Here is a 24,695-nt window from a genome sequence, read left to right on the forward strand (position 1 = left end):
CTAAGCTCCCTAATGGGTCACTTGAATCCCCTGTTGACGCAGTTGTTCGACAAAAAACTCTTCGAGGGTGGGGCGCGCAAGGCGCAGTTGGAGGATGTTGCCGCCCATCTCTTCAACGAGGGTGAGGAAGCGTTGGAGGGGAATTTTGATCACGCCTTGCCAGCGATCGCCCTGAATTTCTAAGGAATAGAGCCATTCCTGAAGGCCATCCACATGACCGCCTTTGCCCACCACGTGATAGGCTTCGCTACTGCCAAGGAGTTCATCTACACCGCCTGCGCAAATCAGTTCTCCTTGCGCCAAAATGCCAATGCGATCGCAAATGGCCTCGACATCCGCCAGCACATGGCTATTAAAGAAGATCGTCTTGCCCTGCTGTTTTAGGGAAAGAATGATCTCGCGAATTTGGTAGCGGCCAAGGGGGTCGAGACCCGACATGGGTTCGTCCAAAAAGACCACTTCGGGATCGTTAATCAGGGCTTGCGCCAATCCTACCCGCTGCACCATCCCCTTCGAGTAGCGGCGCATTTGCTTTTTGCGGGCATCCTTGAGGTTGAGGCCCACCATTTCCAACAGCAGAGGAATGCGTTCCTTGCGGGTGGCAGCACTGAGGCCAAAGAGTCCCGCCGTAAACTCTAGAAACTCCCAAGCGGTTAAATAGTCGTAAAAGTAGGGATTTTCCGGCAGGTAGCCAATCCGCTGTCGCACAGCGCGATCGCCCAAGGGATGTCCCAAGAGCGTACCCTGCCCTGCACTGGGCTGCACTAGACCCAAGAGAATCTTCAGCAGGGTGGTTTTACCGGCACCATTGGGTCCCAGCAGGCCAAAAGTTTCCCCTTGGTGCACTTGCAGCGAGACAGACTTGAGGGGCGTGAGCACCGTCCGCAGCCAAAATCCGCTACGGTAGGACTTTTGTAAGTTCTCAACCGCCACCACAGGGGGGCGATCGCCCGCAGCGTCAGCCAGCATACCCGAGATTCACCTCAGGAAGAACGAGGGCGATGGAAATGCAAACCCACCAAAGCATCATAGAGAAAGGGCAAGAAATTCCCTGGTTCCAATATACCAAGGGTTTGTTTGCAGCCGTGGGCATCGAGGAGCGGTTTAACGGCGTAGTAGGCCGGCTGCACTTTGTACCAAGGGATATTCGGCCAGAGATGGTGGATGAGGTGATAGTTTTGACCAAAAATGAGGATGTTTAGGAGGCGGCTGGGATAGACGCGGGCATTGTGCCAGCGATCGCGCTCGGTATGGGGACGATGGGGAAAATAGTCAAAAAATAGCCCCAACATCAGACCCACCACCCCAGCGGGCAAAAACCAATAGTTGAGCACGTAGTCTAAATAACCATTAAGCGCCGCAAAGGTGACAATGCCCACCAGCGTCAAGCGGCTGAGAAACCACTCCAGAAGCTCATAGTTGCGCCAAAGCCGCCGCTTAAAAAAGAAAATCTCATGGTAGAAAAAGCGGGGCGCGATTAGCCACAGGGGACCCCCTTTGGAAACATAATGGTCGGGATCGTTTTCGGGATCATTGACATGGGCATGGTGCTGCATGTGCACCCGCGTAAAGACAGGGAAAACAAAGCCTAACATCAGGGCACTGCCATGACCCATAATTGCATTCATGATGCGGTTACTGTGGGCAACATTGTGGGAGGCATCGTGGATTACTGTGCCCATGAGGTGCAAGGCCAGCATATTGGCCACAAATGAGACCCAGCCCGGCCAGTGACCCTGAAAGTAGCCCCAAGTGGATAGAATGGCGATCGCAAATGCGGCAAAAAACATCACTAAAGTGGGATTAAAGCCCACTGGTGGACCTAAAAATTCCTTGGGAACCGTGGCCGGGATCGCTGCCTCCGTGATCATCCGCGCGGTCGCTCCTCACATTGTTGCAAAATGTTACCTTCATACTATGTAGGCTAATCAGCGGTACAAAATCAAGTCGCACGATCCCAAAAGTGGGTCACCGCCCTTTGCTCAAGGATGGCCCTAGAACCGTTGCTCTAGTGGAGCCACAATGCTACAAACGCTGCGGATTCAGAACTTTGCCCTCGTTGCGGAGCTAGAGGTGACCTTTCAGCGGGGGTTGAATGTCCTCACGGGGGAAACGGGGGCAGGCAAGTCGATTCTCCTCGATGCCATTGATGCTCTCCTTGGGGGGAAGCTCTCGGCGCGGCAATTGCGATCGGGGACAGAGCAGGGCTGTATCGAAGCTATTTTCACCCTGACCCCCCCAGTGAGAGACTGGCTGGCCACCCTAGAAATTGATGCTGAAGGGGATGAGGTGATCTGTAGCCGCGAGTTTAGTCTCAAGGGGGAAACCTTTCGCAGTCGCAGCCGGGTCAATGGTGTGCTAGTGAATCGCCAGCAACTTCAGGAATTGCGGCGGCACCTTGTGCGCCTGACAGCTCAAGGACAGGCAGTGCAACTGGCCAGCGCTTCTCAACAGCGGGATTGGCTCGATCGCTATGGGGGCGAGGCCTTAATGAGCCAGCGGCAGCGGGTGGCAGACGCCTACCGAGTATGGCAACAACGGCAACGGGAATTGCAGGATTTTGCCGCTCAGGAACAGCAACGGCTCCAGCGACTCGACTTACTGCACTTTCAACTGCAAGAACTGCTGCCGGCTGCCCTAGACGACCCTGAAGAACTGACCCAATTGCAACAGGATTACCAACGCCTCAGCCATGTGCAGGAACTGCAAAGCCAAAGCCAACAGGCCTATTACCTCCTCTACGAAGGGGAACCCAGTGTGGTGACGTTGCTGGCGCAAGCCCAAGGGGCACTGCAATCCATTGTCGACTGGGATCCAGCGCTTCAGCCGATGAGCGAATTGTTAGAGGGGGCGATCGCCCACACCGAAGAAGCCGCCCGCCAACTGCGCAGTTATGCTGATCGCCTCGATGCGGATCCAGCTACGCTCGATGCCCTAGGTCAGCGCATTCACCAATTACAACGCCTGTGTCGCAAGTATGGCTCTGATTTGGCCAGTGTTATTGCCTATCGCGATCGCATCCAAGCAGAATTAGCAGCCCTGAGTCAACAATCCATCAGCCAAGAGCGCCTAGTGGCAGAAGTTGCCCAACTGCGGCAGGCCCTTGAACAAGCCAGTGCTGAACTTCACGAATTACGACTAAGGGCGGCAGAACGCCTCGAACAAGACCTCCTTACCCACCTTTGCCCCCTTGGACTTCCCCAAGCCCGTTTTACTGTGCAGTTGACGACCACCGAAGCCAGTAGTAGCGGCAGTGATGAGATTACCTTTCTCTGGAGCGCCAACCCCGGTCAACCCCTGCAACCCCTTGGGGAGGTGGCCTCTGGCGGTGAAATGAGCCGATTTTTACTGGCGTTGGAGACCTGCTTGACGACACAGCAAACACCGAAAACGTTGATTTTTGATGAAATTGATGTCGGGGTCTCTGGCCGCGTCGCGGGGGCGATCGCCGAGAGTTTAAGCCGATTGGGGCAAACCCATCAGGTGTTGTGCGTTACCCATCAATCCTTGATTGCGGCAGCGGCTGATCATCACTATTTGGTGCAAAAGGACATTGATCCCAGTACCGCCACAACGGTAATTCGTGTGCAATACTTAACCAGTGAGGCACGTGTCCAAGCCCTTGCGGATTTAGCGGGGGGCGATCGCTCGGCAATGGCACTCTCATTTGCCAGTGGCCTATTGGCACAGCAACAACGCCCCTTTCCGCCTAACGCCAAAGGAATTAGCATGAAAACCTAACGATTTGATGTCCATATCCTTACAGTAAAATAAGTTTGATAGCAACATTACCGTTTGGCCGTTCTCAATGCAGCGTTCTTCCTATCCTGCCGGGGGGGATGAGTTAATGACCATTGATCAAGTGCAGCAAACTCTCCGCCGCTCCCGTGCGTCTATTTATCGTTATGTCAACACCAATCATGAAACCATGAATCCCCCCTTTGATCCCCAACGCCTCAATCCAGAGCATCGCAAAAGCCGTCGTGAACCACTGCTGTTTCACCCCAATGAAGTGGCTCGTTTTGCCCGTGACGTGATGGGCATTACTACCCTCCAAGTGGAATTAAAAACCACGCCCCCCAATCCGACAGATGATCTCCTCAAGGAAATTCTCGGGGAATTAAAGCACATTCGCGAGGTTCTAGAGCGGGTGGAGAAGTTACTAGGAAGCTAGGCAGGTATAATACGTCTGTTTCATTTGCGCATTGACCACACATGGGTTTGCAAGCACCACGGGGAACTCGCGATATTTTGCCCGCTGAGCGGGTCTATTGGCAGTATTTAGAAACCATTGCTCGCCAGATTTTAGATCGCGCTGCCTACCGCGAAATTTGCACTCCCATTTTTGAGCAAACCCCTCTGTTTGAGCGGGGCATTGGCGAAGCCACCGATATTGTCAGTAAGGAAATGTACACCTTTAGCGATCGCGCTCAACGGTCGCTGACGCTGCGGCCAGAGGGCACGGCGGGGGTGGTGCGCGCCTATATTGAACATGGTTTGCACAGCCAAGGGGGCGTCCAACGCCTGTGGTACCTAGGGCCCATGTTTCGCTACGAGCGGCCACAGTCCGGTCGCTATCGCCAGTTTCACCAGTTGGGGGTGGAAGTTTTAGGCAGTGCCGATCCCCGTGCCGATGCCGAAGTCATTGCTGTGGCTTTAGATATTTTGCAGGCCTTGGGACTGAAGGAGTTAACCCTGATGCTCAACTCCGTGGGCGATCGCGAGGATCGCAGTGCCTATCGCCAAGCCTTGGTGGATTACCTCACCCCCTACAAAGCAGAGTTAGACCCCGATTCCCAAGAACGCCTCCACCGCAACCCCCTGCGCATTCTGGATAGCAAAGATCCTCACACCCAAACGATCGTGAAGGAAGCGCCGCGGCTGTTGGATTATCTCAGTCCGCGATCGCGCGACCATTTTGAGCAGGTGCAATCCCTCTTGCAGGATCTGGGCATCCGCTACCAGATAAATCCTGCCCTTGTCCGCGGCCTTGACTACTATACCCATACCGCCTTTGAATTTCAGGATTTGAGTTTGGGCAATGAGGGAACCGTCTGTGGAGGGGGGCGCTACGATCACCTTGTCGAGGAATTAGGGGGACCTGCCACCCCCGCCATTGGTTGGGCGATGGGACTGGAACGGTTGATTTTACTCCTGCGCGATCGCCCCTTACCACCACGGTCTGACCCCTATCTCTACATGGTGACTCGCGGGGAAGCTGCCGAACGCCAAGGCCTGATTTTGGCACAGCAATTGCGGCATCAAGGCTATACCGTAGAAATGGATCTCAGCGGCAGTGCCTTTGGTAAACAGGTGAAACGCGCCGATCGCGTCGGTGCCACCGTTTGTTTGGTGATTGGCGAGAGCGAAGCGGCCGATGGCACAGTACAGGTGAAGTGGCTGGCCTCTGGGGAACAGGTCTTGGTACCGCAACAGGAACTGTTGAGCGAAACTTGGCGATCGCGCTTTTCTGCCCCATCATGATGGCCTATTTTCTCATTAGCCACGGCAGTCCTGCCCCCGAGCCACAGGCGGCAATGGCCTTTTTGTGTCAGCAACTCACCCGCCTAGGAATGGTGGGCTGGGGCACCCTTGAGGAAGAACCACTACCTAACAAGATTCAGGAATTCAGTGGCCAAGCGCAACGTCAAGGCGCTCAGCGGGTAGTCATCCTACCCCTGTTTTTACTACCGGGCAACCATGTGGTGGTGGATCTGCCGCAGGCGATCGCGAGTACTGAGTCGCCTTTACCTTTAGAACTATTGACCTTCTTAGGGGGGCAGCCCCCGTTTCAAGCGTGGTTACGGCAGGCGATCGCCGATGCAGCCGCCGATATTCTCCTTGGCCACGGCAGTCGTCGGCCTGAAGTTCACCCTTGGTTTGAGGAACTGTGTCAGACCTGTGGTGTGCGTCCAGCGCTGCTGACCGAAGTGGGAAGTTTAGACCATGCCCTTGAGACGCGGATGGCTCAGGGGTATACCAGTAGCAAAATTTATGGCTACTTTCTCTTTGGCGGTAAAACCGTTGATCAGGTTCACAGCCAACTGGCGACATTGCAAGTCAGGTATCCCCACCACGCTGTTTCCTTGGTGCCAGCCATTCAACCCACCTCCGCCTTGATCAACGTTCTTCAAGACATTCTTCAGGCAGTGCCGCTAGTGGAGCCTGTCGCATGAGTCAAGTCTTTCTCTGTGGCTACTACGGCTATGGCAATACCGGGGATGAAGCCCTCTTGGCAACGCTCCTCGAACAGTTGCCGCCCCACGTTTCACCGGTTGTCCTCAGCGGCAATCCTACAGCCACAGCAGCCCGCTATGGCGTTGCTACCTGCGATCGCCGCCAGTGGCCAAAGGTGCTGCGCACCCTACAACAGAGCCAAGCCTTCATTTGGGGTGGTGGGAGCCTCATTCAGGATGTCACCAGTTGGCGCAGCCCCCTCTATTACCTTGGTTTGATGACCCTTGCACAGAGCTTTGGCTGTCGCACTATTGCTTGGGCACAGGGGATTGGCCCTCTGCGATCGCCCCTCTATCGTTGGTGGACACGGGCCCTTCTGCGGCGTTGTCTTGCAGTCACGGTGCGCGATTCCGGGTCAGCGGCTCTCTTGCGGCAGTGGGGCATTCCCCATCAACAGGGTGCCGATCCCGTGTGGCTGATGTCAGCCCGTCCTGTTCTACCTCCCAAGGACAAGGCGCCCATTGCTGTGTGTTTACGTCCCCATCGACACCTCACGGGCGATCGCTGGCAGCTTCTGAAAATGGCCTTGCGGCAGTGGCAGGCAGAGACGGGGGTACCGCTTTTGCTGTTGCCCTTTCAGCCCCAACAGGATTTGCCCTTGGCTGAGGATCTCTATGGGGCATTAGTCCCTGAGCAGACGCAACTCGTGTCCTGTGAGGATCCCCGCGAGATGAAGGGACTGTTGGCGACAACGGCGGGGGCGATCGCCATGCGCCTCCATGCCCTGATCATGGCGGCTAGTGTGGGTTGTCGCTGTTTTGCCCTCAGTTATGATCCCAAGGTGAGTTACCTCATGGCCGATACGGGTATGGCGGGGGTTGAACTAGCAGCATTGCCCCCTGACCCCACTGCCTTGATCCACCAATGGCAACACACCTTCACAGCCCCCGTGCCCGACTATCAACCCTACCTGCAATCGGCTGCGGTTCACAAGGCAGTACTGAATCTCCTCTAGGCCAGCCCTTCAGCAAGGATAGGATAAGATCAACTCGATGCGTCGTTTTATTGCGGCAACCCCATGAGCGAATTCCACCGCCGCTATCCCACCGGCAGCATTGTCAGTGATTTATTGCAAATCCATGACGGCCTCTTTATTGTCAAAACCACCCTCCTTGTGGGCGACACGATTCTAGCCACGGGGATGGCTGCTGCCCCCACCCTAGAACAGGCGGAAGATAGTGCTCGCCAGCGTGCCCTGCAACTTCTCGGTATTCACCTCCCTGTGCAAACGGAGGCGGAACTGATTCCCCGCACCCCCGCAGTCCTCGAGGCAGCTCCTTGGTCAGAGGCCAGCAATACTGATCTGCTCTTGGAACCCACCACTCCTGCCAATTCCCGCCGCAGTAAGCCAGCGGTCAAACCGGCTAGCGAGAAGCCCCCCCCTAAGCGCGAACCCGTGGATTTAGCGGATGAAATTGCCCAAACTACCGTGGAAATGAAACGCTTGGGATGGACAGAAGCCCAAGGGCGGGCTTGTTTGCTGCAACGCTATGGCAAGCGATCGCGCCAGCAACTGAGCGATGAAGAACTCTTGGATTTTCTCCACTTTTTGCAGCGTCAACCCAGTGCCGGAGAGCCATCGTTTTAGACCTTCAAACTCGGCAATCAAATGCAAGAAAAATTTATACTCTAGCGAAAACTTAAAGAAAAGCTATAGATTTTCACGCTAGCCCTGATCCCCCCCTTAGCTTCTTTACCATGAAGAAGTTGTTGCTGTCGAGGAAAAATCCGTGCTGGGGCCTTTTCATGTCTCACCCTTGACCCTAGGCAGTGATCCCAGTGCCCGTCGCCAGTGGATTTTTGGCCTCGTGCTGCTGATGACGGTCTTTACCCTCTTTTTGATGGCGGTGGGCAGTGCCACACGGGTGATGGATGCCGGTTTAGCCTGTCCCGATTGGCCGTTGTGCTTTGGCACGCTGGTACCGCAAATGGATTTGCAGATCTTCCTAGAGTGGTTTCATCGCCTGCTGGCCACCAGTTTAGGGCTGATGGCGATCGCCTTTGTAGGATTGAGTGTGGCTTGGCGGCAAGCTCTGCCCCCTTGGGTGCCCTCTGCTGCTGCGGCGGCACTGTGCCTTGTGATTGTGCAGGGGATTCTCGGTGGCCTGACGGTGACTGAGTTGCTGCGCTTTGAAATTGTTACCGCTCACTTGGGCACAGGACTGCTCTTCTTTTGCCTTTTGGCAGCCATCACCGTTGGTTTAGCTCCCTTTCGGGGTACGGGGAGCGCCCGTTGGTTGCGGATTGCCGCAGTGATTGCCGCGCTATGTGTCTATGGCCAAAGTTTGTTAGGGGGCTTGGTGTCTTCGCAGTGGGCAGTGCAGCAGTGCCTCTATGGCGATCGCCTGTGTGTAGTCCTCAATAGCCATCTGATCGGTGTTGTCCCAGCCACCCTGAGCGTTTTAGGGGTGGTGATTGTTGCTTGGCGTAGCCCAGCTTTGGCTCCCCTCTTGCGGCAACTGAGTTTCTCGCTTCTGCCGGTGGTGGTTCTGCAAGTGGCCTTGGGCTGGAGCACCCTACAACTAAAGCTACAGGTGCCGGCACTCACCGTTGCCCATCAAATGATTGGCGCCACCCTCTTGGGGGTGTTGGTTGCCATTTCCACATTGGCATGGCGCGATCGCCAAGCTGGTTCCCTGAAGCATGAATTTTGAACGATCTTGAGGCTCGCATGACATTCCTAGCCAGACTTTCCTCCTCAACGGGGGATCTCTCGACAAAATTAGTGGACTATGTCCAACTCACCAAACCGCGCTTAATTCTGCTCTTTTTGATTACAACTGCGGCAGCAATGGAAGTGGCCAGCCAAGGTCGGGTGGCTCCCCAATTGCTCCTGATAACCCTTGTCAGTGGTGCCTGTGCAGCGGCGGCAGCGAATACGATCAACTGTCTCTATGACCGCGATATTGATGCCATTATGGAGCGGACGTGCCATCGCCCTTTGCCAGCGGGTCGGGTGGCTCCTTGGGAAGCGGTGTTTCTAGCAGTGCTCTTGGCAACAACGGCCTTTAGCCTCTTGGCGGTCTTTGCCAATCTCCTGAGTGCCTGCCTTGCTATGGCCGGAATTGCGGTGTATGTGGGAGTCTATACCCACTGGCTGAAGCGGTCTTCGCCGCAAAATATCGTGATTGGCGGTGCGGCTGGGGCGATTCCCCCCTTGGTGGGTTGGGCAGCGGTGACGGGAGAACTGAGTTGGGCGGCTTGGGTGCTGTTTGCCATTATCTTTATCTGGACGCCGCCCCATTTTTGGCCGTTGGCGATGCTGATTCAAGAGGACTATGCCCGTGTGCGGGTGCCGATGCTGCCGGTGGTTAACGGCGATCGCGTCACGGCACGGCAGATTTTTCTCTACACCTTGGCACTGGTGCCCACCAGTCTGCTGTTAATCTACCCCTGTGGTGTCGTGGGCTGGGGCTATGGTGTGGTGGCGATCGCCCTTGGTAGTTGGTTTATTTACCGCGCGTGGCAGTTGACCCAAGCCCCAGAGGACAAAGAACAGGCACGCAGCCTCTTTAAGTTCTCGATTCTCTATATGATGCTGCTGTGTGCTGCCATGGTCGGCGATCGTATTCTCTTGCCCCAGTTGCCAGAAAGCCTCGATGCCCTTGCTTGCCTCTTGAGTTAGGCGTGTCCCAACTGTTGCAACCACTCAATGAGGATCGGGTTCACCAGCTCCGGGCGATCGTCATGGGGGCAGTGGCCAGTATTGGGCAGTCGCTCAATGCGAATCGGCAAGCGATCTTGGTGGGCTGCAAAGTGCTGAGTCCCCGACACCGGCGTCCAAGGATCCACCTCACCCCAGAGCACCAGAATCGGCACTTGAATTTCTGGCAGCAAATCCACAATTTTCGGTCCCGGCGGTGCTGAAATCACACGGGCAAACACTTCCTTGGCGCCGGCATCCATGGCGGGTCGATGCAGTAGTTCCACCAATTCATCGGTAATGGCGTCGGGATTGGCATAGACTTGGGTCAGGGTTTTGCGGATGCGCTCCGGCTGCCGAATCTGGTTAAAGATCAAATGACCAATGCCGGGAGAGGCAACCAAGGTGCGAAAGATGGCCGTAAAGAGGCTTTGCATCCAATTCAGTTCATTGGGACGGTGGTTGAGTCCCCCGGCACAGTTGAGAACACTCACCGCACGGCAGGTGTGGCCATAGCGAGCCGCCATCATCAGACACAGCAGACCACCAATGGAATTCCCTACCCAAACCACGGGTTCCCCAATGTGGGCTTGCCAAAAGTCTGCCAGTAGCTCGGCCCACAGATCCAAACTGTAGGTTAAATCCGGCTTTGCCGAAGCACCAAAACCCAGTAAATCAAGGGCATAAACACGGTAACCTGCGGCGGTGAGGGCAGGGATATTTTTGCGCCAGTGACCAATAGAGGCACCAAAACCATGAACCAACACCACTGGGGCACCACTGCCATTGACGCTGTAGCGAATGCGATGGCCGCGCCAAGTCCAATCTGCGGTGGGAAAAGCTGCGGTGGCTGAAAGCGTAGAGGTCATTCTGCCCATTCCTGAAATGTATTACTTTTAGAATAGCGATCTTTAAGTTTCGTAACAATTTTATTTTATGGCAACCGCACTGATTACGGGGGCAACGGGGGGATTAGGGCAGGCCTTTGCCCAAGCCTTGGCCGATCGCCAGCACGCTTTGATTCTCACTGGTCGCCACCTCGACACCCTAGAAAAGCTAAAGACGCAGCTCAGCACCCAAGTACCGGTTGTAGGTATTCCCCAAGACCTTAGCGAACCCAATGCGGCGCTCCGCCTCTATGAACAGATTCAATCCCTAGGACTAACGGTGGATGTATTGGTCAATAATGCTGGTTTTGGCGATTATGGGGCCTTTGACGAGCGCGATCGCCAGCAATTGACAGCCATGCTCCAAGTGAACATCACAGCGCTAGTAGAACTCACCCATCTCGTGCTCCAAGAAATGCGCCCCCGTCGTCAAGGCACGATTATCAACGTTAGCTCCATTGCTGCCTTTCAGCCCCTGCCCTATCTCGCCGTCTATGCCGCCAGCAAAGCCTTTGTTCGCCACTTCAGCGAAGCTCTGTGGGCAGAAGTCAAACCCTTGGGTATTCGGGTACTTGCCGTCTGTCCCGGACCCACTGCCACCAACTTCTTTGAGCGTGCCGATATGACCCGCAACTCGGCTCTCATTGCCCGGCAGGACACTCCCGAACAGGTGGTTGCCGAAACCCTTGCGGCGTTGCAAACCGATGTGGCCACGGTCATTCCCGGTCAGCCCGCCAATCGCTTCCTTGCCCTTGCTGGTCGGTTGGTGCCCCGCCAGTGGTTGGTGCAGCAGTTAGAACCCCGCTTCCGTCCCGCCGCTCAATAGGAGCAAGCCCAAAAAGGAGCCACTGTTCCAGATGCTGTGGAGAATCATGGCTGCACCGATATTTTGCGATCGCCAGTAGATGTAGCTGAGCACGGTTCCCAAAACCGTCAAGGGCAATAGATCGGCTAAATTCAGGTGGGCAATGGCAAAGAGGAGTCCCGTTACCCCCATGGCAGTGCCGAGGGGCAAATAGGATTGCACCGAACGAAAGAAGAATCCCCGAAAGAGAATCTCCTCAAAGAAGGGCGCCATCACTGCCACCATGACATAGAGTAGGGCAAAGGTGGTGTAATCGCGGCTTTGTAAAATAATTTCCAGTAGGGGATTGCCGCCCCCTTGATTTTTCAGCAGGGCTTGACTAATCAGGGAACTGACCACGACTAAGGGCAGTGCCGCCAAATAACCGCCGACCCCCCAACGCAAGGCACCCCCTAACCCCCCTTGCCAACATAACCAATCCGCAGGGCGCTTACCAAAGGGACGCAGAAAGTACCACAGCCAGCCCAAGCCAGCAACCATCATCATCCCGTAGCTCATTAAGGCATACAGCGTTTGAGCCATCGCAGAGCGCAGCGGCAGTCCCATGCCAATCAGGGAGCGCACCAAGGGCATGAGTACCAAGCTAATGGCAAAAAAGAGAGTAAACCAGATTACCATGCCTTCCCAGAGGGTTTCCCAGCCCCATGTCACAGGGGTCAGGGGTGGCAGAGTGTTCCCGTGCTGGCGGCGGCGCAGGTGTTGATAGATCCAGACAATCCAAAGAACAATCCCAATCAAACTTCCTAGCAGAGGAGTCGTGCCAATCAGGGCAAGGCGATAGAAGGCTGCTTGGGCGCGATTTTGTTCTGCACGGGTCAAGGTCATCAGGGCGTCGGATCGCTGTTGCAGTTCATAGAGGCGTTCGAGGGCGCGATCGCGAAACCAGCCTTGGAGTGTATTTTTAATCAATGGTTCGGCATCTGGCAGCAATTGCGGGGGATCGGTCCACAATCCCATCAGCACTTCTGCGGTACTGCGGGTTGCCCCTTGAGCCTCATTAATGAGGAGTTGCCATGTGTTGAGGGCGCGATCGCGCTGCCCTGCTTCAGCATAGAGCAGTCCCAACTGCAGACGCAGAGGCTGATTTTGCGGTGTGGGGGTTGCCAGCACCGCTTCGTAGGCTTGGATGGCAGCTTCTAAATTGCCCACTAGGCGATCGCGGGTTGTGGCATCTCCCAGACCCTGCCATTCTCGGGCTTGTAATGACAAATTGGTCTGAAATAGGTTAATTTGCCCTTGGGTTTGGGGTTCTAAATAACTGCCCAGCAACGACACCGTCATGAGGGCAGCGACCACGACACTGAGGGCTGCAAGCACCAACCGCTTTAGAGACATAGGGCAAAGCTGACAAGGGACTCCCCAAAACCTTAGCGGAAAGCGACCCAAGGGATCAATTCAGTGCTTGCTTCAATGTCCCGATCTCGATTAAATGGAGACTTGTTGCGTGGACATGATTCTATGGGTATTGATCTGAGCCGTATTCCTGCCCAACCCAAGCCGGGTGTTGTCAATGTGCTGGTGGAAATTGCGGGGGGCAGTCGGAATAAATATGAGTTTGACAAGGAAATGAACGTCTTTGCCCTCGATCGCGTGCTCTATTCGGCGGTGACCTATCCCTATGATTATGGGTTCATTCCCAATACACTGGCGGATGATGGCGATCCCCTCGATGGTCTAGTGATCATGGATGAGCCGACGTTTCCGGGGTGTGTGATTCCTGCCCGTCCCATTGGCATGCTGGAGATGATTGACAGTGGCGATCGCGACGAGAAAATTCTCTGTGTGCCTGTTGATGATCCTCGCTATGCTGAGGTGACGTCCCTCAAGGACATTGCGCCCCACCGCCTCGAAGAAATCGCTGAGTTCTTCCGTACCTACAAGAATCTGCAAAAGAAAGTGACTGAAATTCTTGGCTGGCAGGATGTGGATGCGGTGCAGCCCCTTGTTGAAAAATGCATCAAGGCCTACAAGGGCTAGTATCTTACCAGCACAGGCTCTAAAAAGAGGCGGGTTCGCTCCTGTTGCGGACGACGAAACAGTTCTTGGGGCGATCCTTCCTCAATAATTTGGCCATCGGCAAGAAAGACAACGCGGCAAGAGACTTCACGGGCAAAAAAACCGTTATGCTGACTAAACAGATTCTCCGCATCGCCTATTGGTTAGGCTAGGGTTATCAATATAAGAAGTGCTTCTCCTTGCTCCCCATGATACGGTGGGAGAACACAATTCTATGATCGATCGCTAAACTTGAGAGTGCCGAAAAACCCATCCCGCAGCATCTGCTATGTCCACCCTTGTCATCGTTGAATCTCCGACAAAAGCCCGTACCATTCGCAAATTTCTGCCCCCGGACTATCGCGTTGAAGCCTCGATGGGTCATGTTCGTGATCTGCCCCGCAGCGCTGCTGATGTGCCCCCTGAACTCAAGGGGGAGGAGTGGGCAACCCTAGGGGTGAATGTCGCTGCTGGCTTTGAACCCCTCTACATTGTCCCCAAAGACAAGCAAAAAGTTGTCAAAGACCTGAAAACGGCCCTGAAAACTGCTGATGAACTCCTGCTCGCGACCGATGAAGACCGCGAAGGGGAAAGTATTAGTTGGCACTTGCTGCAACTGTTGGAGCCGAAGGTGCCCGTGCGGCGCATGGTCTTCCATGAAATTACGGAAGAGGCCATCCAAGAAGCCCTGCGCAATTGCCGCGATGTCAATCAACAACTGGTGCGTGCCCAAGAAACGCGGCGTATCCTCGATCGCCTGGTGGGCTATACCCTGTCGCCCCTGCTGTGGCGGAAAATTGCTCCCCATCTGTCGGCGGGGCGGGTGCAGTCGGTGGCAGTGCGTCTATTGGTGCAACGGGAGCGGGAACGGCTGGCCTTCCGCAAGGGGCAATTTTGGGATCTCAAGGCCACGCTGGATCAACGGGGAACCCTCTTTCCAGCCCGTTTGGTGAGTGTCGGCGGTCAACGCTTGGCCACGGGCAATGATTTTGATCCTGCTACAGGACAGGTGCGCAACCCTGAGGCGGTCTTGCTTTTGGATGAGGCGGCGGCCAATGCCCTGCGCGATCGCCTGCTGACGGAAACATGGACGGTCACTGAACAGGAGGAGCGCCAACAAACCCGCAAACCGGCTCCCCCCTTTACCACCTCGACGCTGCAACAGGAAGCCAACCGCAAACTGCACCTCTCGGCCCAGGAGACGATGCGCATTGCCCAAAAGCTCTATGAAGAGGGCTATATCACCTATATGCGCACGGACTCGGTGCATCTGTCGGAACAGGCGATCGCTGCTGCCCGCAATTGTGTGGAAGCCATGTATGGCAAAGCCTTTTTGTCGCCCCAGCCGCGCCAATACACCACCAAAACCAAGGGCGCCCAAGAAGCCCACGAAGCGATTCGCCCTGCGGGTAGTCAGTTTCGCACCCCCCAAGAAACTGGCCTTAAGGATCGGGAACTGGAACTCTACGAACTGATCTGGAAGCGCACAGTGGCCTCACAAATGGCCGATGCCCGCGTCACCCTGCTAACGGTCTCGATTACGGCAGGGGATGCCCTCTTCCGTGCCCACGGTAAACGCATTGATTTTCCCGGCTTTTTCCGTGCCTATGTGGAAGGGTCGGATGATCCCGATGCCGCCCTTGAAAGCCAAGAGGTGATGCTGCCCCTGATGCAGGTGGGGGATATTCTCCGCTGCCAAGCCCTTGAAAGTGTCGGTCACGAAACCCAGCCGCCGCCACGCTACACCGAAGCCAGCCTGGTCAAAGCTCTCGAGCAAGCCGGCATTGGGCGTCCCAGCACCTACGCCACCATCATCAGCACGATCCAAGACCGCGAGTATGCCATTCGGCGGGGCAATGCCCTTGAACCCACCTTTACTGCCTTTGCGGTTACGGCACTGCTGGAGAAATACTTCCCCGACTTAGTGGACATTAACTTCACGGCGCGGATGGAGCAAACCCTTGATGATATTTCCACGGGGGAGGTGCAGTGGCAGCCCTACCTTGAATCCTTCTACTTGGGTGAAAATGGCCTTGAGCAGCAGGTCAAAGAGCGGGAGCGCACAATTGAGTCCACAGAAGCCCGGGCGATCGCCCTGCCAGAACTGAATGCCGAAGTGGTGGTGGGTCGCTTTGGTCCTTTTGTCGTCTATCAAAATGGTAATGGCAGCGAACCCATTAAAGCCTCCTTGCCCCAAGATGCCACTCCCGGTAGCCTCACCCGCGAACAAGTGGAGCAATTAATTCGCCAAAAACTAGAGGGTCCCGACAAGCTGGGCGTGCATCCTGAGACCGGGGAACCGATCTTCTTACTCACGGGACGCTTTGGCCCCTATGTACAGTTGGGGGAAGCCACAGCGGCCAATCCAAAACCCAAACGAGCTTCTCTACCCAAGGGGGTCAGTCCCGACGAAGTTACCCTAGACTTGGCGATTACGCTGTTGTCGCTGCCCCGCACATTGGGAGTTCATCCCGAAACGGGCAAGCTGATTCAGGCCAATCAAGGTCGCTTTGGCCCCTACATTGTCCATGACCCTGACGGTGAGAAGGACTATCGTTCCCTCAAGGGGGAGGATGATGTCTATACGATTACCCTAGAGCGTGCCCTAGAGCTACTGGCAACCCCAAAATCCAGTCGTGGCCGTGCCAAGAAGCAGGTGCTCGCGGTGTTGGGGACTCACCCAGAGGATGGCGAGCCAGTGCAAGTCTTTGATGGTCCCTATGGTCTTTATGTCAACCACGGTAAGGTGAATGCCTCACTACCGGAGGGGGTGAGTCCAGAGACCATGACCCTTGAGCAAGCCCTGCCCCTCTTGGCGGAGAAAGCACCGAAGAAAACCCGCCGCAGCGCAACAGCCACTGCCCCGAAACCAAAATCAACCACCAAAAAGACCAGTACAAAGACGGCCACCAAGACCGCAAAAACCAGCCGCCGTAAGTCAACGGAAACCTAGGTGAATTCCCCCTTTACTGCTGAAACCCTCCTTTTTGAGCGATCCCGCCCGCGGCCAGAGGCACTGCGGGTCATCTATGGCTTTCCCAATACCTACAGCGTTGGCATTACCAGCTTAGGGTATCAACTAGTGTGGGCACAACTGGCCAGCCGTCCTGATGTGGCCGTGAGTCGCCTCTTTACCGATGTGCAGGAGCCACTGCCTCAGGATCCGCAGTTGGTGGGCTTTTCCTTCTCGTGGGAGTTGGACTACGGCAATCTATTGGCCCTCTTGGAGCAGTTGGGCATTCCCATTTGGCAGCGCGATCGCCACGATCGCCATCCTTTGGTCTTTGGCGGTGGTCCAGTGCTGACGGCCAATCCCGAACCCTTTGCCGACTTTTTCGATGTGATTTTACTGGGGGATGCCGAACCCCTCCTTGAGCCGTTTTTGACGACCATGGCACAGGTGCGCGCTGCCCCGCGATCGCAACAGTTGGAAGCCCTTGCCCAAGTGTCCGGCCTCTATGTCCCCAGTCTTTATGCCGTCAGTTATGCCAGTGCCACAGGCCCGATTCAAGGAATTGAACCCCGAAAGCCCACGGTACCCGCCACAGTGACCAAACAAGTCCATCGCGGCAATACCCTTGCTGCCTCAACGGTGGTCACCCCCCTCGCCGCTTGGGAAAAGATTTACATGGTGGAGGTGGTGCGCAGTTGTCCAGAGCTATGTCGCTTTTGTTTGGCCAGTTATTTGACCTTGCCCTTTCGCACGCCCAGTCTCGAAACACTGATTCCTGCCATTGAGCGGGGGCTAGCGGTCACCGATCGCCTAGGGCTTTTGGGTGCCTCGATTACCCAGCATCCCGAATTTCCCGCCTTGATTGAGCATCTAGGCCAACCACAATTTGACCATGTGCGGGTGAGTTTAGCGTCTGTGCGCACAAATACGGTCACTGCATCCCTTGCCCAACTCTTGAGTCAACGGGGCAGTCAATCCCTGACGATCGCCATCGAAACGGGGTCTGAGCGTCTGCGCCAAGTGATCAACAAAAAGCTTGAGACTGAGGAGATTCTTGCTGCTGCCAGCCATGCCCAAGCCGGTGGCCTCAAGGGGCTAAAGTTTTATGGCATGGTGGGACTGCCCACAGAAACCGATGCCGATGTCGAAGCCACGGTAGAGCTTTTTCGTCAATTGAAAAAAACAGCGCCGCGCCTGCGACTCACCCTTGGCTGTAGTACCTTTGTGCCCAAGGCCCATACTCCTTTTCAGTGGTGGGGCGTGCAACCCGTGGCCGAAAAACGTCTTAAGTTCCTGAAAAAAGAATTGGCCAAATTGGGGATTGAGTTTCGTCCTGAATCCTATAATGACTCGCTGATTCAAGCTTTAATTTCGCGGGGCGATCGCCGGCTTGCTCCCCTGCTTGAGCAGGTACGCCACTATGGCACCTCCTTGGGCAGTTATCGCCGGGCGTTTAAGGAACTGCGCGGACAGTTGCCCGACTTTGAAGCCTACGTCACTGCCCATTGGCCAGAGGAGACGATCTTACCGTGGCAGCATCTCCAGAGTGGCCTGCCCACTCAAACCCTGCAAAAGCATCTGAAGCGCGCGATCGCCTAGGCCGGTCTGCGCTGATACCCCTCTTTAGTGACTTTAGGCGGATGAAAAGACACGTTGTTGGTTCCACTGATGCACAAGTGGGCAAATATAGTTATTCCAATAAAGAATAAGACATTATCCAGCACAACAATTGCGAATCACCTCATCAATCGAACTGTTTGACCCTGCATACATCCGCGCTCGTTTCAGCGCACTAAAGTCGTGCTCAATCACATTCAAATCAGGAGAGTATTTCGGTAAAAATAACACCTCGTGACCCGCCGCTTTCACCACTGCCTGAATCGCCCCTTTCGGATGAATCGGTGCATTATTCATAATCAACAACGAAGGTCTCTTTAATGCCGGCAAACAGTATTGACTCAGCCAGCTCACAAACCCTACCGCATTCAAGTATCCGCAAAACAGCATTGGGGCGATGAAGTCTTTCTGGTGTCTATACCGTCCTGCGACTCAACTCTCTCTTTTCTGACGCTTCCCCGCTCGCTCTCCATCAATTCGTTCGCCTTGCGCTGACCACCCATACTCACACTCCACTCGAAAGTCAAACCCCGTTTCATCGATAGACACCACCGTTTCCTTGCCGTGGCTCTCTACCCATGTGTTCCTAAATTCCGATACTGAAAGCCCCCGACTTTAGTCGGTGGGAAGTTTACTATAGCCAAGCTGCCAAGAGTGTGACCACGCCCAAGCCCGTGAGGGCAAGCCAGATGAAGGCATTCGGTAAAGGCGTAGCAGGGGGCGGTGGTTCTTGGGGTTTTGGGGTGGCAGCCGATGGCTTTTTCGGGGAACGGCTGTAGGGGGACGTGTAGGCGCGATCGCCCACATGGGATAGGTCGGGAATTTCGCTGTACCATTCCGGACGGCGTTTGAGTTGGGGAGCCTCCAAAATCGCCAGCAAGCGACGACTTTCCTGCCGCGTGTGATGATCTGGGTGTCGTTGGAGTTGACGGCAGAGGCTGACGGCAGCCCCTTGATCGCCAGCAGCACTATAGGCCGTGACTAACCAGAGGCTAATTTCCCCCGATCGCACCGCATTTCCCTCCGCCAGCGCCGCCGCCTGTCCTAAAAGGGCAATCGATTGTTGGTAGTTTCCCCGCTCGAAGGCCTGTTGCCCTTGCTGAAAGAGGGCAGCGACTGCATCCGTCATGGCCTATGAGCTGACCCCCACGTCTTCGACCACAATAAGCCCCTTTTTGAGCAGCGCTTGCAGGTCAGCATTGTGGGTTTTGCAGTTGCGCCAGCGCCGCTCATCGACATTTTCATTGCGACCGGGCTGCAGGGTCACAGGTCCAAAGAAACTATCAAAGGTCATGGGCTGTTCGAGGTAGCTAATCACAGTCAGCATGCCAGCAGAGGTTCGACAAACTCACTATTTTCAGGATAAGGCTAGAGTGGATCTGCTGCCGAGTTGAGTTGAGTATGGTTCGCACGCGGTTGAGTCTCGTTGGGATGGCGATCGCCCTTGTGGCACTGACGGGCTGTCCATTGCGTTTGCCCGATCGCAACTCCCCCACCCCTAATACGGAGGCGTCTCTGCCTCCCCTTGCCCCCACGGAGCGACCCAATGCGGGGGAGAATTTCATTGCCAAGGTGGTTGCTGAGGCAGGGCCAGCGGTGGTGAGCATTGATACCCTACGACTGCCCCGCAGTCAAGAGGATAGTTTTCTCAATCCTTTTCCAATACCAGATGTGCCGCTGCGCCAAGGTCAAGGCTCTGGGTTTATATTTACCCCCGATGGCAAGATTATGACCAATGCCCATGTGGTGGAGGGGGCTACTGCCGTGCGAGTCACGCTCCCCGATGGTCGCCAATATGACGGCAAGGTGGTGGGTGCTGATTCCCTGACGGATGTGGCTGTTATTCAAATTGATGCCGAAAATTTACCCACCGTACAGCTGGGGAATTCGGATACCCTTGTCCCGGGCGAGTGGGCGATCGCCATCGGTAACCCCTTGGGGCTAAGTAACACCGTAACCGCCGGCATTATTAGTGCAACGGGGCGTGCCAGTAATGAAATTGGCGCTGCCGATAAGCGGGTGAGCTTCATTCAAACGGATGCGGCGATTAATCCGGGCAATTCCGGCGGCCCCCTTCTGAATGCTGCTGGTCAAGTGGTGGGCGTCAATACCGCCGTGATTTCCCAAGCGCAGGGTCTGGGTTTTGCCATTCCCATCAATACGGCCTATCGCATTGCTGAACAGATTATTACTACGGGGCGCGCCCAGCACCTCTATCTGGGGATTCGCATGGTGCAATTGACGCCAGAAGTGGCTGCCCAAATCCGTCAAGATCAGCCCAACTGGACACTGAATCAAACCCAAGGGACGCTAATCGTTGGTATTGCCCCCAATTCGCCGGCGGCTAAAGCGGGTCTGCAAGTGGGAGATTGGATTGCCAAAATTAACGATCTCAATCAACCCACCCCGCAACAGGTGCAAAGCGTGGTTGAGCAAACAAAGCTAGGGCAGACCATTACCTTAGAGATTCAACGGGGCGATCGCCGGCAAACCGTGAGCCTGCAACCGGAGCCAATGCCACCAGAATTGTATCCCTCTTCGCAGCCAGAATAAGTTAGCGTCGAGGCTCCGACAGTACTGCTTCCCCCGTGAACCACCGGCCACAATAACTGAGGCGCCCATTAAAGATGCGGCAGGTGCGATAGAAGTTGTTCTGCAACAGCACCGTTTCCCCTGTGAACCAACGGCCACAATAGCTAAGGCGTCCGTTAAAAATGCGGCAAACCCGATAAACATCACTGCGGGGCGTTTGGCTGAGCCATGTCGGCACCCCTTGAGCCTGTTCCAGCCCGATGAGAAGGGCGGCAAGAATCTGAGCAACCATCAGAAAATCCCCAATTATGGGACGAGTACCACCTTACCCTGCACCAAGCGTTGGCTGAGATAGCGATGGGCATCCGCCGCTGCACCGAGGGGAAAGGTTTTATCAACAACAACCTCTAGTTCGCCGCGATCCACAAGGGTGGCCACCTGCTCAAGGATTTTGCCCTGATGGGCAAGGGCATCACTCAACCCCATGAGTTGCGGCGTCAGCATCAGGGTAAGTTGAATCAGCAGGTTGCGTTGGCGGGCAATTTTCCACGGCGTATCGGCGGCGGGTTCCAAGAGGGTGGCGAGGGTGCCATAGGGACGCACCGCTTTGAAGGTGTCGCTAAAGGTGGTACCACCAACGGTATCAAGGGCAAAATCAACTCCTTTGCCCTCTGTCCAGTCCAAGACTGCCTGTACCCAATCACTGGTGGTGTAGTTAATGGCAAGGGTGGCTCCGAGACGTTCAGCAAAACGGGCTTTGGCTGCGGAACTAATCGTTGTGGCAACTGTTGCCCCCGATCGCCGCGCCAGTTGAATAGCGAGATGCCCCACCCCGCCCGCCCCGGCATGGATGAGAACGGTTTTTGCGGTGGAGAGGACATTCAAAGGTGGGACTGCCCCGCGATCGCCCAAGGCTTCCCAGGCCGTAATCACTGCTAGGGGCAAGGCAGCGGCCTGAATAAAGGAAAGGGTTTTGGGCTTGTGGGCAACGGCAACTTCAGGAACAACGGTGTATTCGGCATAGCAGCCGCCGCGATCGCCCAAGCCCCCATAGCAAAAATAAACTTCATCCCCTACGCGAAACCGCTGCACCGCTGCACCCACAGCCACGACCACCCCTGCGCCATCACAGCCGAGAATGGCGGGCTGGCGATCGGGAAAAAATGTTCCCCGCTGTCGCAGCTTTGTATCAATGGGGTTCACACTGGCCGCCCGCAGTTGAATTTTCACCTCATTGGCAGCTTGAATCTGCGGCTCAGGCATCTCCCGCAGCGCTAAAACATCGGGGTCACCAAATTCTGTGATGGCAACGGCTTTCATTGTTGCTGCGTTTCCGTTGACTCCGCTGGGTGCACGACTTAACACCAATTTTGACACACTGCCCGCCCTAAAGGTCAGGGATGCTTGTTACTGGTTCCGCGACCTTGCTTGCCACCTCAGGTTCAGGCACTGATCTCCCCCCCTGAAGCCCCCTTTTAGGAGGAAGTGTTTCCATTAATTCAGCTGGGAAAGAATCCCAGCACACAACGGCAGGCTAGCGATCGTGGTGCGCTACAAGTTTCCATTAATTCGGCTGGGAAAGAATCCCAGCACATTCGTGACAAGTTCTTTCCTGAAGAAGACCCCCCTTTCCATTAATTCGGCTGGGAAAGAATCCCAGCACACAGCGGCAAATTTCTACTTTACCCGACTGCTCCCTTTCCATTAATTCGGCTGGGAAAGAATCCCAGCACTTCTAAGTTCGCGGCGGCCTACCCCGAACGCTGGACCTTTCCATTAATTCGGCTGGGAAAGAATCCCAGCACATTATGTCGCGATGACAGATGGTAAGACCATCCGTGTTTCCATTAATTCGGCTGGGAAAGAATCCCAGCACCTCCCACTCGGGAGAAATTAATTTATCTCTCTGAATGTTTCCATTAATTCGGCTGGGAAAGAATCCCAGCACGATCCATTTGTGCTTTAACCATCCGTTGGACAGTACGTTTCCATTAATTCGGCTGGGAAAGAATCCCAGCACCTATTTCACGACTGCGCTTTTGATCGCAGTCACCAAGTTTCCATTAATTCGGCTGGGAAAGAATCCCAGCACAAACTAATGACTGTAACCACTGTGCACCGCTTTGTGGTTGTTTCCATTAATTCGGCTGGGAAAGAATCCCAGCACTGATTGCCCTCCCTTTTTGTGAACACAGATTTTGTTTCCATTAATTCGGCTGGGAAAGAATCCCAGCACGTTATACGACCGACTAAAAGGTCGGCAAATAAGAAGGTTTCCATTAATTCGGCTGGGAAAGAATCCCAGCACTGGCGGAGTTTTTAATAGATTATTCAAACAGTTTATTTGTTTCCATTAATTCGGCTGGGAAAGAATCCCAGCACGGATTTTTTATTGCTGTTGTTTTGTTGTTTTGTTGTTTCCATTAATTCGGCTGGGAAAGAATCCCAGCACTGGCATGCGCTGAGCGAGAGTTTTTAGCGGGGTAGTTTCCATTAATTCGGCTGGGAAAGAATCCCAGCACTTAAGTTAGGAGTTTAGCTATGCCTGAACAACCTAGTTTCCATTAATTCGGCTGGGAAAGAATCCCAGCACACAACCAACTAAAACAAGGAGGATCGTATGCTAGAGTTTCCATTAATTCGGCTGGGAAAGAATCCCAGCACAAAAATATTTGGAATATTCTAGAGTTCGCTCAGTAGTTTCCATTAATTCGGCTGGGAAAGAATCCCAGCACTTGCTGTTTTGGCAATTTTTTCAAATCGCGCGGAGTTTCCATTAATTCGGCTGGGAAAGAATCCCAGCACGTGAACAGCCGTGTTTAATCTTTTTTGATGAACTAAAGTTTCCATTAATTCGGCTGGGAAAGAATCCCAGCACAGACAACCGAACCATGTAATCTATGTAAGGGCGCTCGAGTTTCCATTAATTCGGCTGGGAAAGAATCCCAGCACCAACACTTTGGGTTCGGGCGGGGATTTTCCCCGATTGTTTCCATTAATTCGGCTGGGAAAGAATCCCAGCACGCCTTTGAGTTGGAGGGTTTACTTTTAAGCCCTCTGAGTTTCCATTAATTCGGCTGGGAAAGAATCCCAGCACTTTTAAGTCATAAACGGTGTTAACGGCTGTCCGTTTCCATTAATTCGGCTGGGAAAGAATCCCAGCACGGAGGGAATACGGATGCGCGGAGTGGCAATCGTGTTTCCATTAATTCGGCTGGGAAAGAATCCCAGCACTTCTTCGTATGATCTTTACTTTCTATATCGCTCAGAAGTTTCCATTAATTCGGCTGGGAAAGAATCCCAGCACTCCAACCCTATTGCACCTGCTTGCTTTTTATTGTAATAGTTTCCATTAATTCGGCTGGGAAAGAATCCCAGCACAGCAAGCAAAAGCAATACCTAGAGCACAATCACAGTCGTTTCCATTAATTCGGCTGGGAAAGAATCCCAGCACCCGCCAACGAACTCGATTATTCCGTATTGTGGTTTCGTTTCCATTAATTCGGCTGGGAAAGAATCCCAGCACGCACAAGTTTTGACTCAGCTGATTGGGCGTTGTTAGGTTTCCATTAATTCGGCTGGGAAAGAATCCCAGCACGGCACCCTCCTAGAAGGTGCTCTACGACTACTATAGCACAGGTCATTTTCAAGCACCTAGACGGGATCATTTTTTTGTTTTTGTAAAATTTTTAGATCCGTAGGGTCACAGGACGTGAAAGTCACTCTGGAACTGAATTTCGGGAAAATTCAAGCACCTCCAAATCTGTTAGAAATTGCTCAAAGCATTGTGGAGACTGGGTTTGAGAAAATTGCTGAGCTGAGAGGATATTTTTGTCCAGAGGTGCTTGATCAAACCCTCAAGAATCTCAATTCACAACAGCAATCCCTTGCCTTCAGGAGCAAAATTAGGGACACAGGGCGAAACCTCTATACTTAGGATGTTGAACCTCTGGCGATGTGTTTTTG

General features: G+C 54.4%; 23 protein-coding genes and 1 CRISPR repeat array. Of the genes, 14 read left to right on the forward strand and 9 right to left on the reverse strand.

The genetic code is table 11. From position 1 onward, the window contains the following. Positions 1–9: 9 nt before the first annotated feature. Positions 10–969, reverse strand: a complete 960-nt coding sequence (locus RHJ31_RS09385; RefSeq protein ID WP_302676424.1) for an ABC transporter ATP-binding protein — start codon at positions 967–969, stop codon at positions 10–12. A 14-nt stretch (positions 970–983) separates the two neighbouring features. Then, positions 984–1,868 (reverse strand): beta-carotene hydroxylase, encoded by an 885-nt coding sequence (gene crtR, locus RHJ31_RS09390; RefSeq protein WP_399375704.1) that lies wholly within the window; start codon positions 1,866–1,868, stop codon positions 984–986. Between the two features lie 154 nt (positions 1,869–2,022). Between crtR and recN the strand changes: the two genes are divergently transcribed. The 8 genes from recN to RHJ31_RS09430 all read left to right on the forward strand — a co-directional run bounded on the left by recN (position 2,023) and on the right by RHJ31_RS09430 (position 9,862). Continuing rightward, positions 2,023–3,741 (forward strand): DNA repair protein RecN, encoded by a 1,719-nt coding sequence (gene recN / locus RHJ31_RS09395; RefSeq protein WP_302676426.1) that lies wholly within the window; start codon positions 2,023–2,025, stop codon positions 3,739–3,741. A 67-nt stretch (positions 3,742–3,808) separates the two neighbouring features. Continuing rightward, positions 3,809–4,174 (forward strand): resolvase, encoded by a 366-nt coding sequence (locus RHJ31_RS09400; protein ID WP_206199471.1) that lies wholly within the window; start codon positions 3,809–3,811, stop codon positions 4,172–4,174. 41 nt (positions 4,175–4,215) lie between these two features. Continuing rightward, positions 4,216–5,484: a histidine--tRNA ligase gene (hisS, locus tag RHJ31_RS09405; RefSeq protein WP_302676427.1), complete on the forward strand. Its 1,269-nt coding sequence runs from the start codon at positions 4,216–4,218 to the stop codon at positions 5,482–5,484. After that, a complete protein-coding gene (locus RHJ31_RS09410; RefSeq protein ID WP_302676428.1) occupies positions 5,481–6,176 on the forward strand; it encodes a sirohydrochlorin chelatase in 696 nt (231 codons plus the stop codon). The genes hisS and RHJ31_RS09410 overlap by 4 nt, the downstream gene beginning before the upstream one ends. Beyond that, positions 6,173–7,192 carry a polysaccharide pyruvyl transferase CsaB gene (gene csaB / locus RHJ31_RS09415; RefSeq protein ID WP_302676429.1) on the forward strand — a complete coding sequence of 340 codons (1,020 nt, stop codon included), beginning with the start codon at positions 6,173–6,175 and terminating at the stop codon, positions 7,190–7,192. Before RHJ31_RS09410 ends, csaB begins: the two co-directional genes overlap by 4 nt. A gap of 63 nt (positions 7,193–7,255) precedes the next feature. Beyond that, positions 7,256–7,825: a hypothetical protein gene (locus tag RHJ31_RS09420; protein ID WP_206199467.1), complete on the forward strand. Its 570-nt coding sequence runs from the start codon at positions 7,256–7,258 to the stop codon at positions 7,823–7,825. Between the two features lie 142 nt (positions 7,826–7,967). Continuing rightward, positions 7,968–8,891 carry a heme A synthase gene (locus RHJ31_RS09425; protein WP_302676430.1) on the forward strand — a complete coding sequence of 308 codons (924 nt, stop codon included), beginning with the start codon at positions 7,968–7,970 and terminating at the stop codon, positions 8,889–8,891. 17 nt (positions 8,892–8,908) lie between these two features. Next, positions 8,909–9,862 carry a heme o synthase gene (locus RHJ31_RS09430; RefSeq protein WP_302677808.1) on the forward strand — a complete coding sequence of 318 codons (954 nt, stop codon included), beginning with the start codon at positions 8,909–8,911 and terminating at the stop codon, positions 9,860–9,862. Here the strand turns inward: RHJ31_RS09430 and RHJ31_RS09435 are convergent. After that, positions 9,859–10,749, reverse strand: a complete 891-nt coding sequence (locus RHJ31_RS09435; protein ID WP_302676431.1) for an alpha/beta fold hydrolase — start codon at positions 10,747–10,749, stop codon at positions 9,859–9,861. The genes RHJ31_RS09430 and RHJ31_RS09435 overlap by 4 nt on opposite strands. 67 nt (positions 10,750–10,816) lie before the next feature. Here RHJ31_RS09435 and RHJ31_RS09440 point away from each other — a divergent pair, with 67 nt between their 5' ends. After that, a complete protein-coding gene (locus tag RHJ31_RS09440; RefSeq protein WP_302676432.1) occupies positions 10,817–11,593 on the forward strand; it encodes an SDR family oxidoreductase in 777 nt (258 codons plus the stop codon). On the opposite strand, the gene RHJ31_RS09445 is transcribed toward RHJ31_RS09440, so the two are convergent. Continuing rightward, positions 11,561–12,967 (reverse strand): type II CAAX prenyl endopeptidase Rce1 family protein, encoded by a 1,407-nt coding sequence (locus RHJ31_RS09445; RefSeq protein ID WP_302676433.1) that lies wholly within the window; start codon positions 12,965–12,967, stop codon positions 11,561–11,563. The genes RHJ31_RS09440 and RHJ31_RS09445 overlap by 33 nt on opposite strands. 129 nt (positions 12,968–13,096) lie before the next feature. Between RHJ31_RS09445 and RHJ31_RS09450 the strand changes: the two genes are divergently transcribed. The 3 genes from RHJ31_RS09450 to RHJ31_RS09460 all read left to right on the forward strand — a co-directional run bounded on the left by RHJ31_RS09450 (position 13,097) and on the right by RHJ31_RS09460 (position 18,179). Beyond that, positions 13,097–13,609, forward strand: a complete 513-nt coding sequence (locus RHJ31_RS09450) for an inorganic diphosphatase (RefSeq protein ID WP_149821614.1) — start codon at positions 13,097–13,099, stop codon at positions 13,607–13,609. A 307-nt stretch (positions 13,610–13,916) separates the two neighbouring features. Then, entirely contained in the window at positions 13,917–16,580 is a 2,664-nt protein-coding gene (topA, locus tag RHJ31_RS09455; protein ID WP_302676434.1) for a type I DNA topoisomerase, read from the forward strand. Continuing rightward, a complete protein-coding gene (locus RHJ31_RS09460) occupies positions 16,581–18,179 on the forward strand; it encodes a radical SAM protein (protein ID WP_302676435.1) in 1,599 nt (532 codons plus the stop codon). 114 nt (positions 18,180–18,293) lie between these two features. Here RHJ31_RS09460 and RHJ31_RS09465 read toward each other — a convergent pair whose 3' ends face one another. From RHJ31_RS09465 to RHJ31_RS09475, 3 genes are all read right to left on the reverse strand, one after another. Next, positions 18,294–18,587 carry a transposase gene (locus RHJ31_RS09465; protein WP_302676436.1) on the reverse strand — a complete coding sequence of 98 codons (294 nt, stop codon included), beginning with the start codon at positions 18,585–18,587 and terminating at the stop codon, positions 18,294–18,296. Positions 18,588–18,831: 244 nt separating this feature from the next. Continuing rightward, the gene (locus RHJ31_RS09470) at positions 18,832–19,326 is read right to left on the reverse strand and encodes a hypothetical protein (protein ID WP_206201544.1); all 495 of its coding nucleotides are present in this window, start codon (positions 19,324–19,326) and stop codon (positions 18,832–18,834) included. Positions 19,327–19,329: 3 nt separating this feature from the next. Then, positions 19,330–19,524: a hypothetical protein gene (locus RHJ31_RS09475; protein WP_149817974.1), complete on the reverse strand. Its 195-nt coding sequence runs from the start codon at positions 19,522–19,524 to the stop codon at positions 19,330–19,332. Between the two features lie 74 nt (positions 19,525–19,598). Between RHJ31_RS09475 and RHJ31_RS09480 the strand changes: the two genes are divergently transcribed. Then, complete coding sequence (locus tag RHJ31_RS09480) at positions 19,599–20,750, forward strand: trypsin-like peptidase domain-containing protein (RefSeq protein WP_302676437.1); 1,152 nt, start codon at positions 19,599–19,601, stop codon at positions 20,748–20,750. 1 nt (position 20,751) lies between these two features. Here the strand turns inward: RHJ31_RS09480 and RHJ31_RS09485 are convergent, their stop codons facing one another. Together RHJ31_RS09485 and RHJ31_RS09490 are read right to left on the reverse strand one after the other, a co-directional pair. Then, the gene (locus tag RHJ31_RS09485) at positions 20,752–21,021 is read right to left on the reverse strand and encodes a hypothetical protein (RefSeq protein WP_302676438.1); all 270 of its coding nucleotides are present in this window, start codon (positions 21,019–21,021) and stop codon (positions 20,752–20,754) included. A 14-nt stretch (positions 21,022–21,035) separates the two neighbouring features. After that, positions 21,036–22,049, reverse strand: coding sequence for a zinc-dependent alcohol dehydrogenase family protein (locus RHJ31_RS09490; RefSeq protein ID WP_302676439.1), 1,014 nt, complete (start codon positions 22,047–22,049; stop codon positions 21,036–21,038). Positions 22,050–22,216: 167 nt separating this feature from the next. Further along, a CRISPR array of direct repeats spans positions 22,217–24,327; the repeat unit is 36 nt; unit sequence GTTTCCATTAATTCGGCTGGGAAAGAATCCCAGCAC. 114 nt (positions 24,328–24,441) lie between these two features. Between RHJ31_RS09490 and RHJ31_RS09495 the strand changes: the two genes are divergently transcribed. Continuing rightward, entirely contained in the window at positions 24,442–24,666 is a 225-nt protein-coding gene (locus RHJ31_RS09495; protein WP_302676440.1) for a hypothetical protein, read from the forward strand. Positions 24,667–24,695: the final 29 nt, after the last annotated feature.

This window comes from Thermosynechococcus sp. JY1331, assembly GCF_031583475.1.
Lineage (GTDB): Bacteria > Cyanobacteriota > Cyanobacteriia > Thermosynechococcales > Thermosynechococcaceae > Thermosynechococcus.

Excerpts from the sequence above, each read along its gene's own strand:
- RHJ31_RS09385 (WP_302676424.1), bottom strand. The coding sequence starts at position 969 with ATGCTGGCTGACGCTGCGGGCGATCGCCCCCCTGTGGTGGCGGTTGAG.
- recN (WP_302676426.1), top strand. The coding sequence starts at position 2,023 with ATGCTACAAACGCTGCGGATTCAGAACTTTGCCCTCGTTGCGGAGCTA.
- RHJ31_RS09400 (WP_206199471.1), top strand. The coding sequence starts at position 3,809 with ATGCAGCGTTCTTCCTATCCTGCCGGGGGGGATGAGTTAATGACCATT.
- hisS (WP_302676427.1), top strand. The coding sequence starts at position 4,216 with ATGGGTTTGCAAGCACCACGGGGAACTCGCGATATTTTGCCCGCTGAG.
- RHJ31_RS09410 (WP_302676428.1), top strand. The coding sequence starts at position 5,481 with ATGATGGCCTATTTTCTCATTAGCCACGGCAGTCCTGCCCCCGAGCCA.
- csaB (WP_302676429.1), top strand. The coding sequence starts at position 6,173 with ATGAGTCAAGTCTTTCTCTGTGGCTACTACGGCTATGGCAATACCGGG.
- RHJ31_RS09420 (WP_206199467.1), top strand. The coding sequence starts at position 7,256 with ATGAGCGAATTCCACCGCCGCTATCCCACCGGCAGCATTGTCAGTGAT.
- RHJ31_RS09430 (WP_302677808.1), top strand. The coding sequence starts at position 8,909 with ATGACATTCCTAGCCAGACTTTCCTCCTCAACGGGGGATCTCTCGACA.
- RHJ31_RS09435 (WP_302676431.1), bottom strand. The coding sequence starts at position 10,749 with ATGACCTCTACGCTTTCAGCCACCGCAGCTTTTCCCACCGCAGATTGG.
- RHJ31_RS09440 (WP_302676432.1), top strand. The coding sequence starts at position 10,817 with ATGGCAACCGCACTGATTACGGGGGCAACGGGGGGATTAGGGCAGGCC.
- RHJ31_RS09445 (WP_302676433.1), bottom strand. The coding sequence starts at position 12,967 with ATGTCTCTAAAGCGGTTGGTGCTTGCAGCCCTCAGTGTCGTGGTCGCT.
- topA (WP_302676434.1), top strand. The coding sequence starts at position 13,917 with ATGTCCACCCTTGTCATCGTTGAATCTCCGACAAAAGCCCGTACCATT.
- RHJ31_RS09465 (WP_302676436.1), bottom strand. The coding sequence starts at position 18,587 with ATGCTGTTTTGCGGATACTTGAATGCGGTAGGGTTTGTGAGCTGGCTG.
- RHJ31_RS09470 (WP_206201544.1), bottom strand. The coding sequence starts at position 19,326 with ATGACGGATGCAGTCGCTGCCCTCTTTCAGCAAGGGCAACAGGCCTTC.
- RHJ31_RS09475 (WP_149817974.1), bottom strand. The coding sequence starts at position 19,524 with ATGCTGACTGTGATTAGCTACCTCGAACAGCCCATGACCTTTGATAGT.
- RHJ31_RS09480 (WP_302676437.1), top strand. The coding sequence starts at position 19,599 with ATGGTTCGCACGCGGTTGAGTCTCGTTGGGATGGCGATCGCCCTTGTG.
- RHJ31_RS09485 (WP_302676438.1), bottom strand. The coding sequence starts at position 21,021 with ATGGTTGCTCAGATTCTTGCCGCCCTTCTCATCGGGCTGGAACAGGCT.
- RHJ31_RS09490 (WP_302676439.1), bottom strand. The coding sequence starts at position 22,049 with ATGAAAGCCGTTGCCATCACAGAATTTGGTGACCCCGATGTTTTAGCG.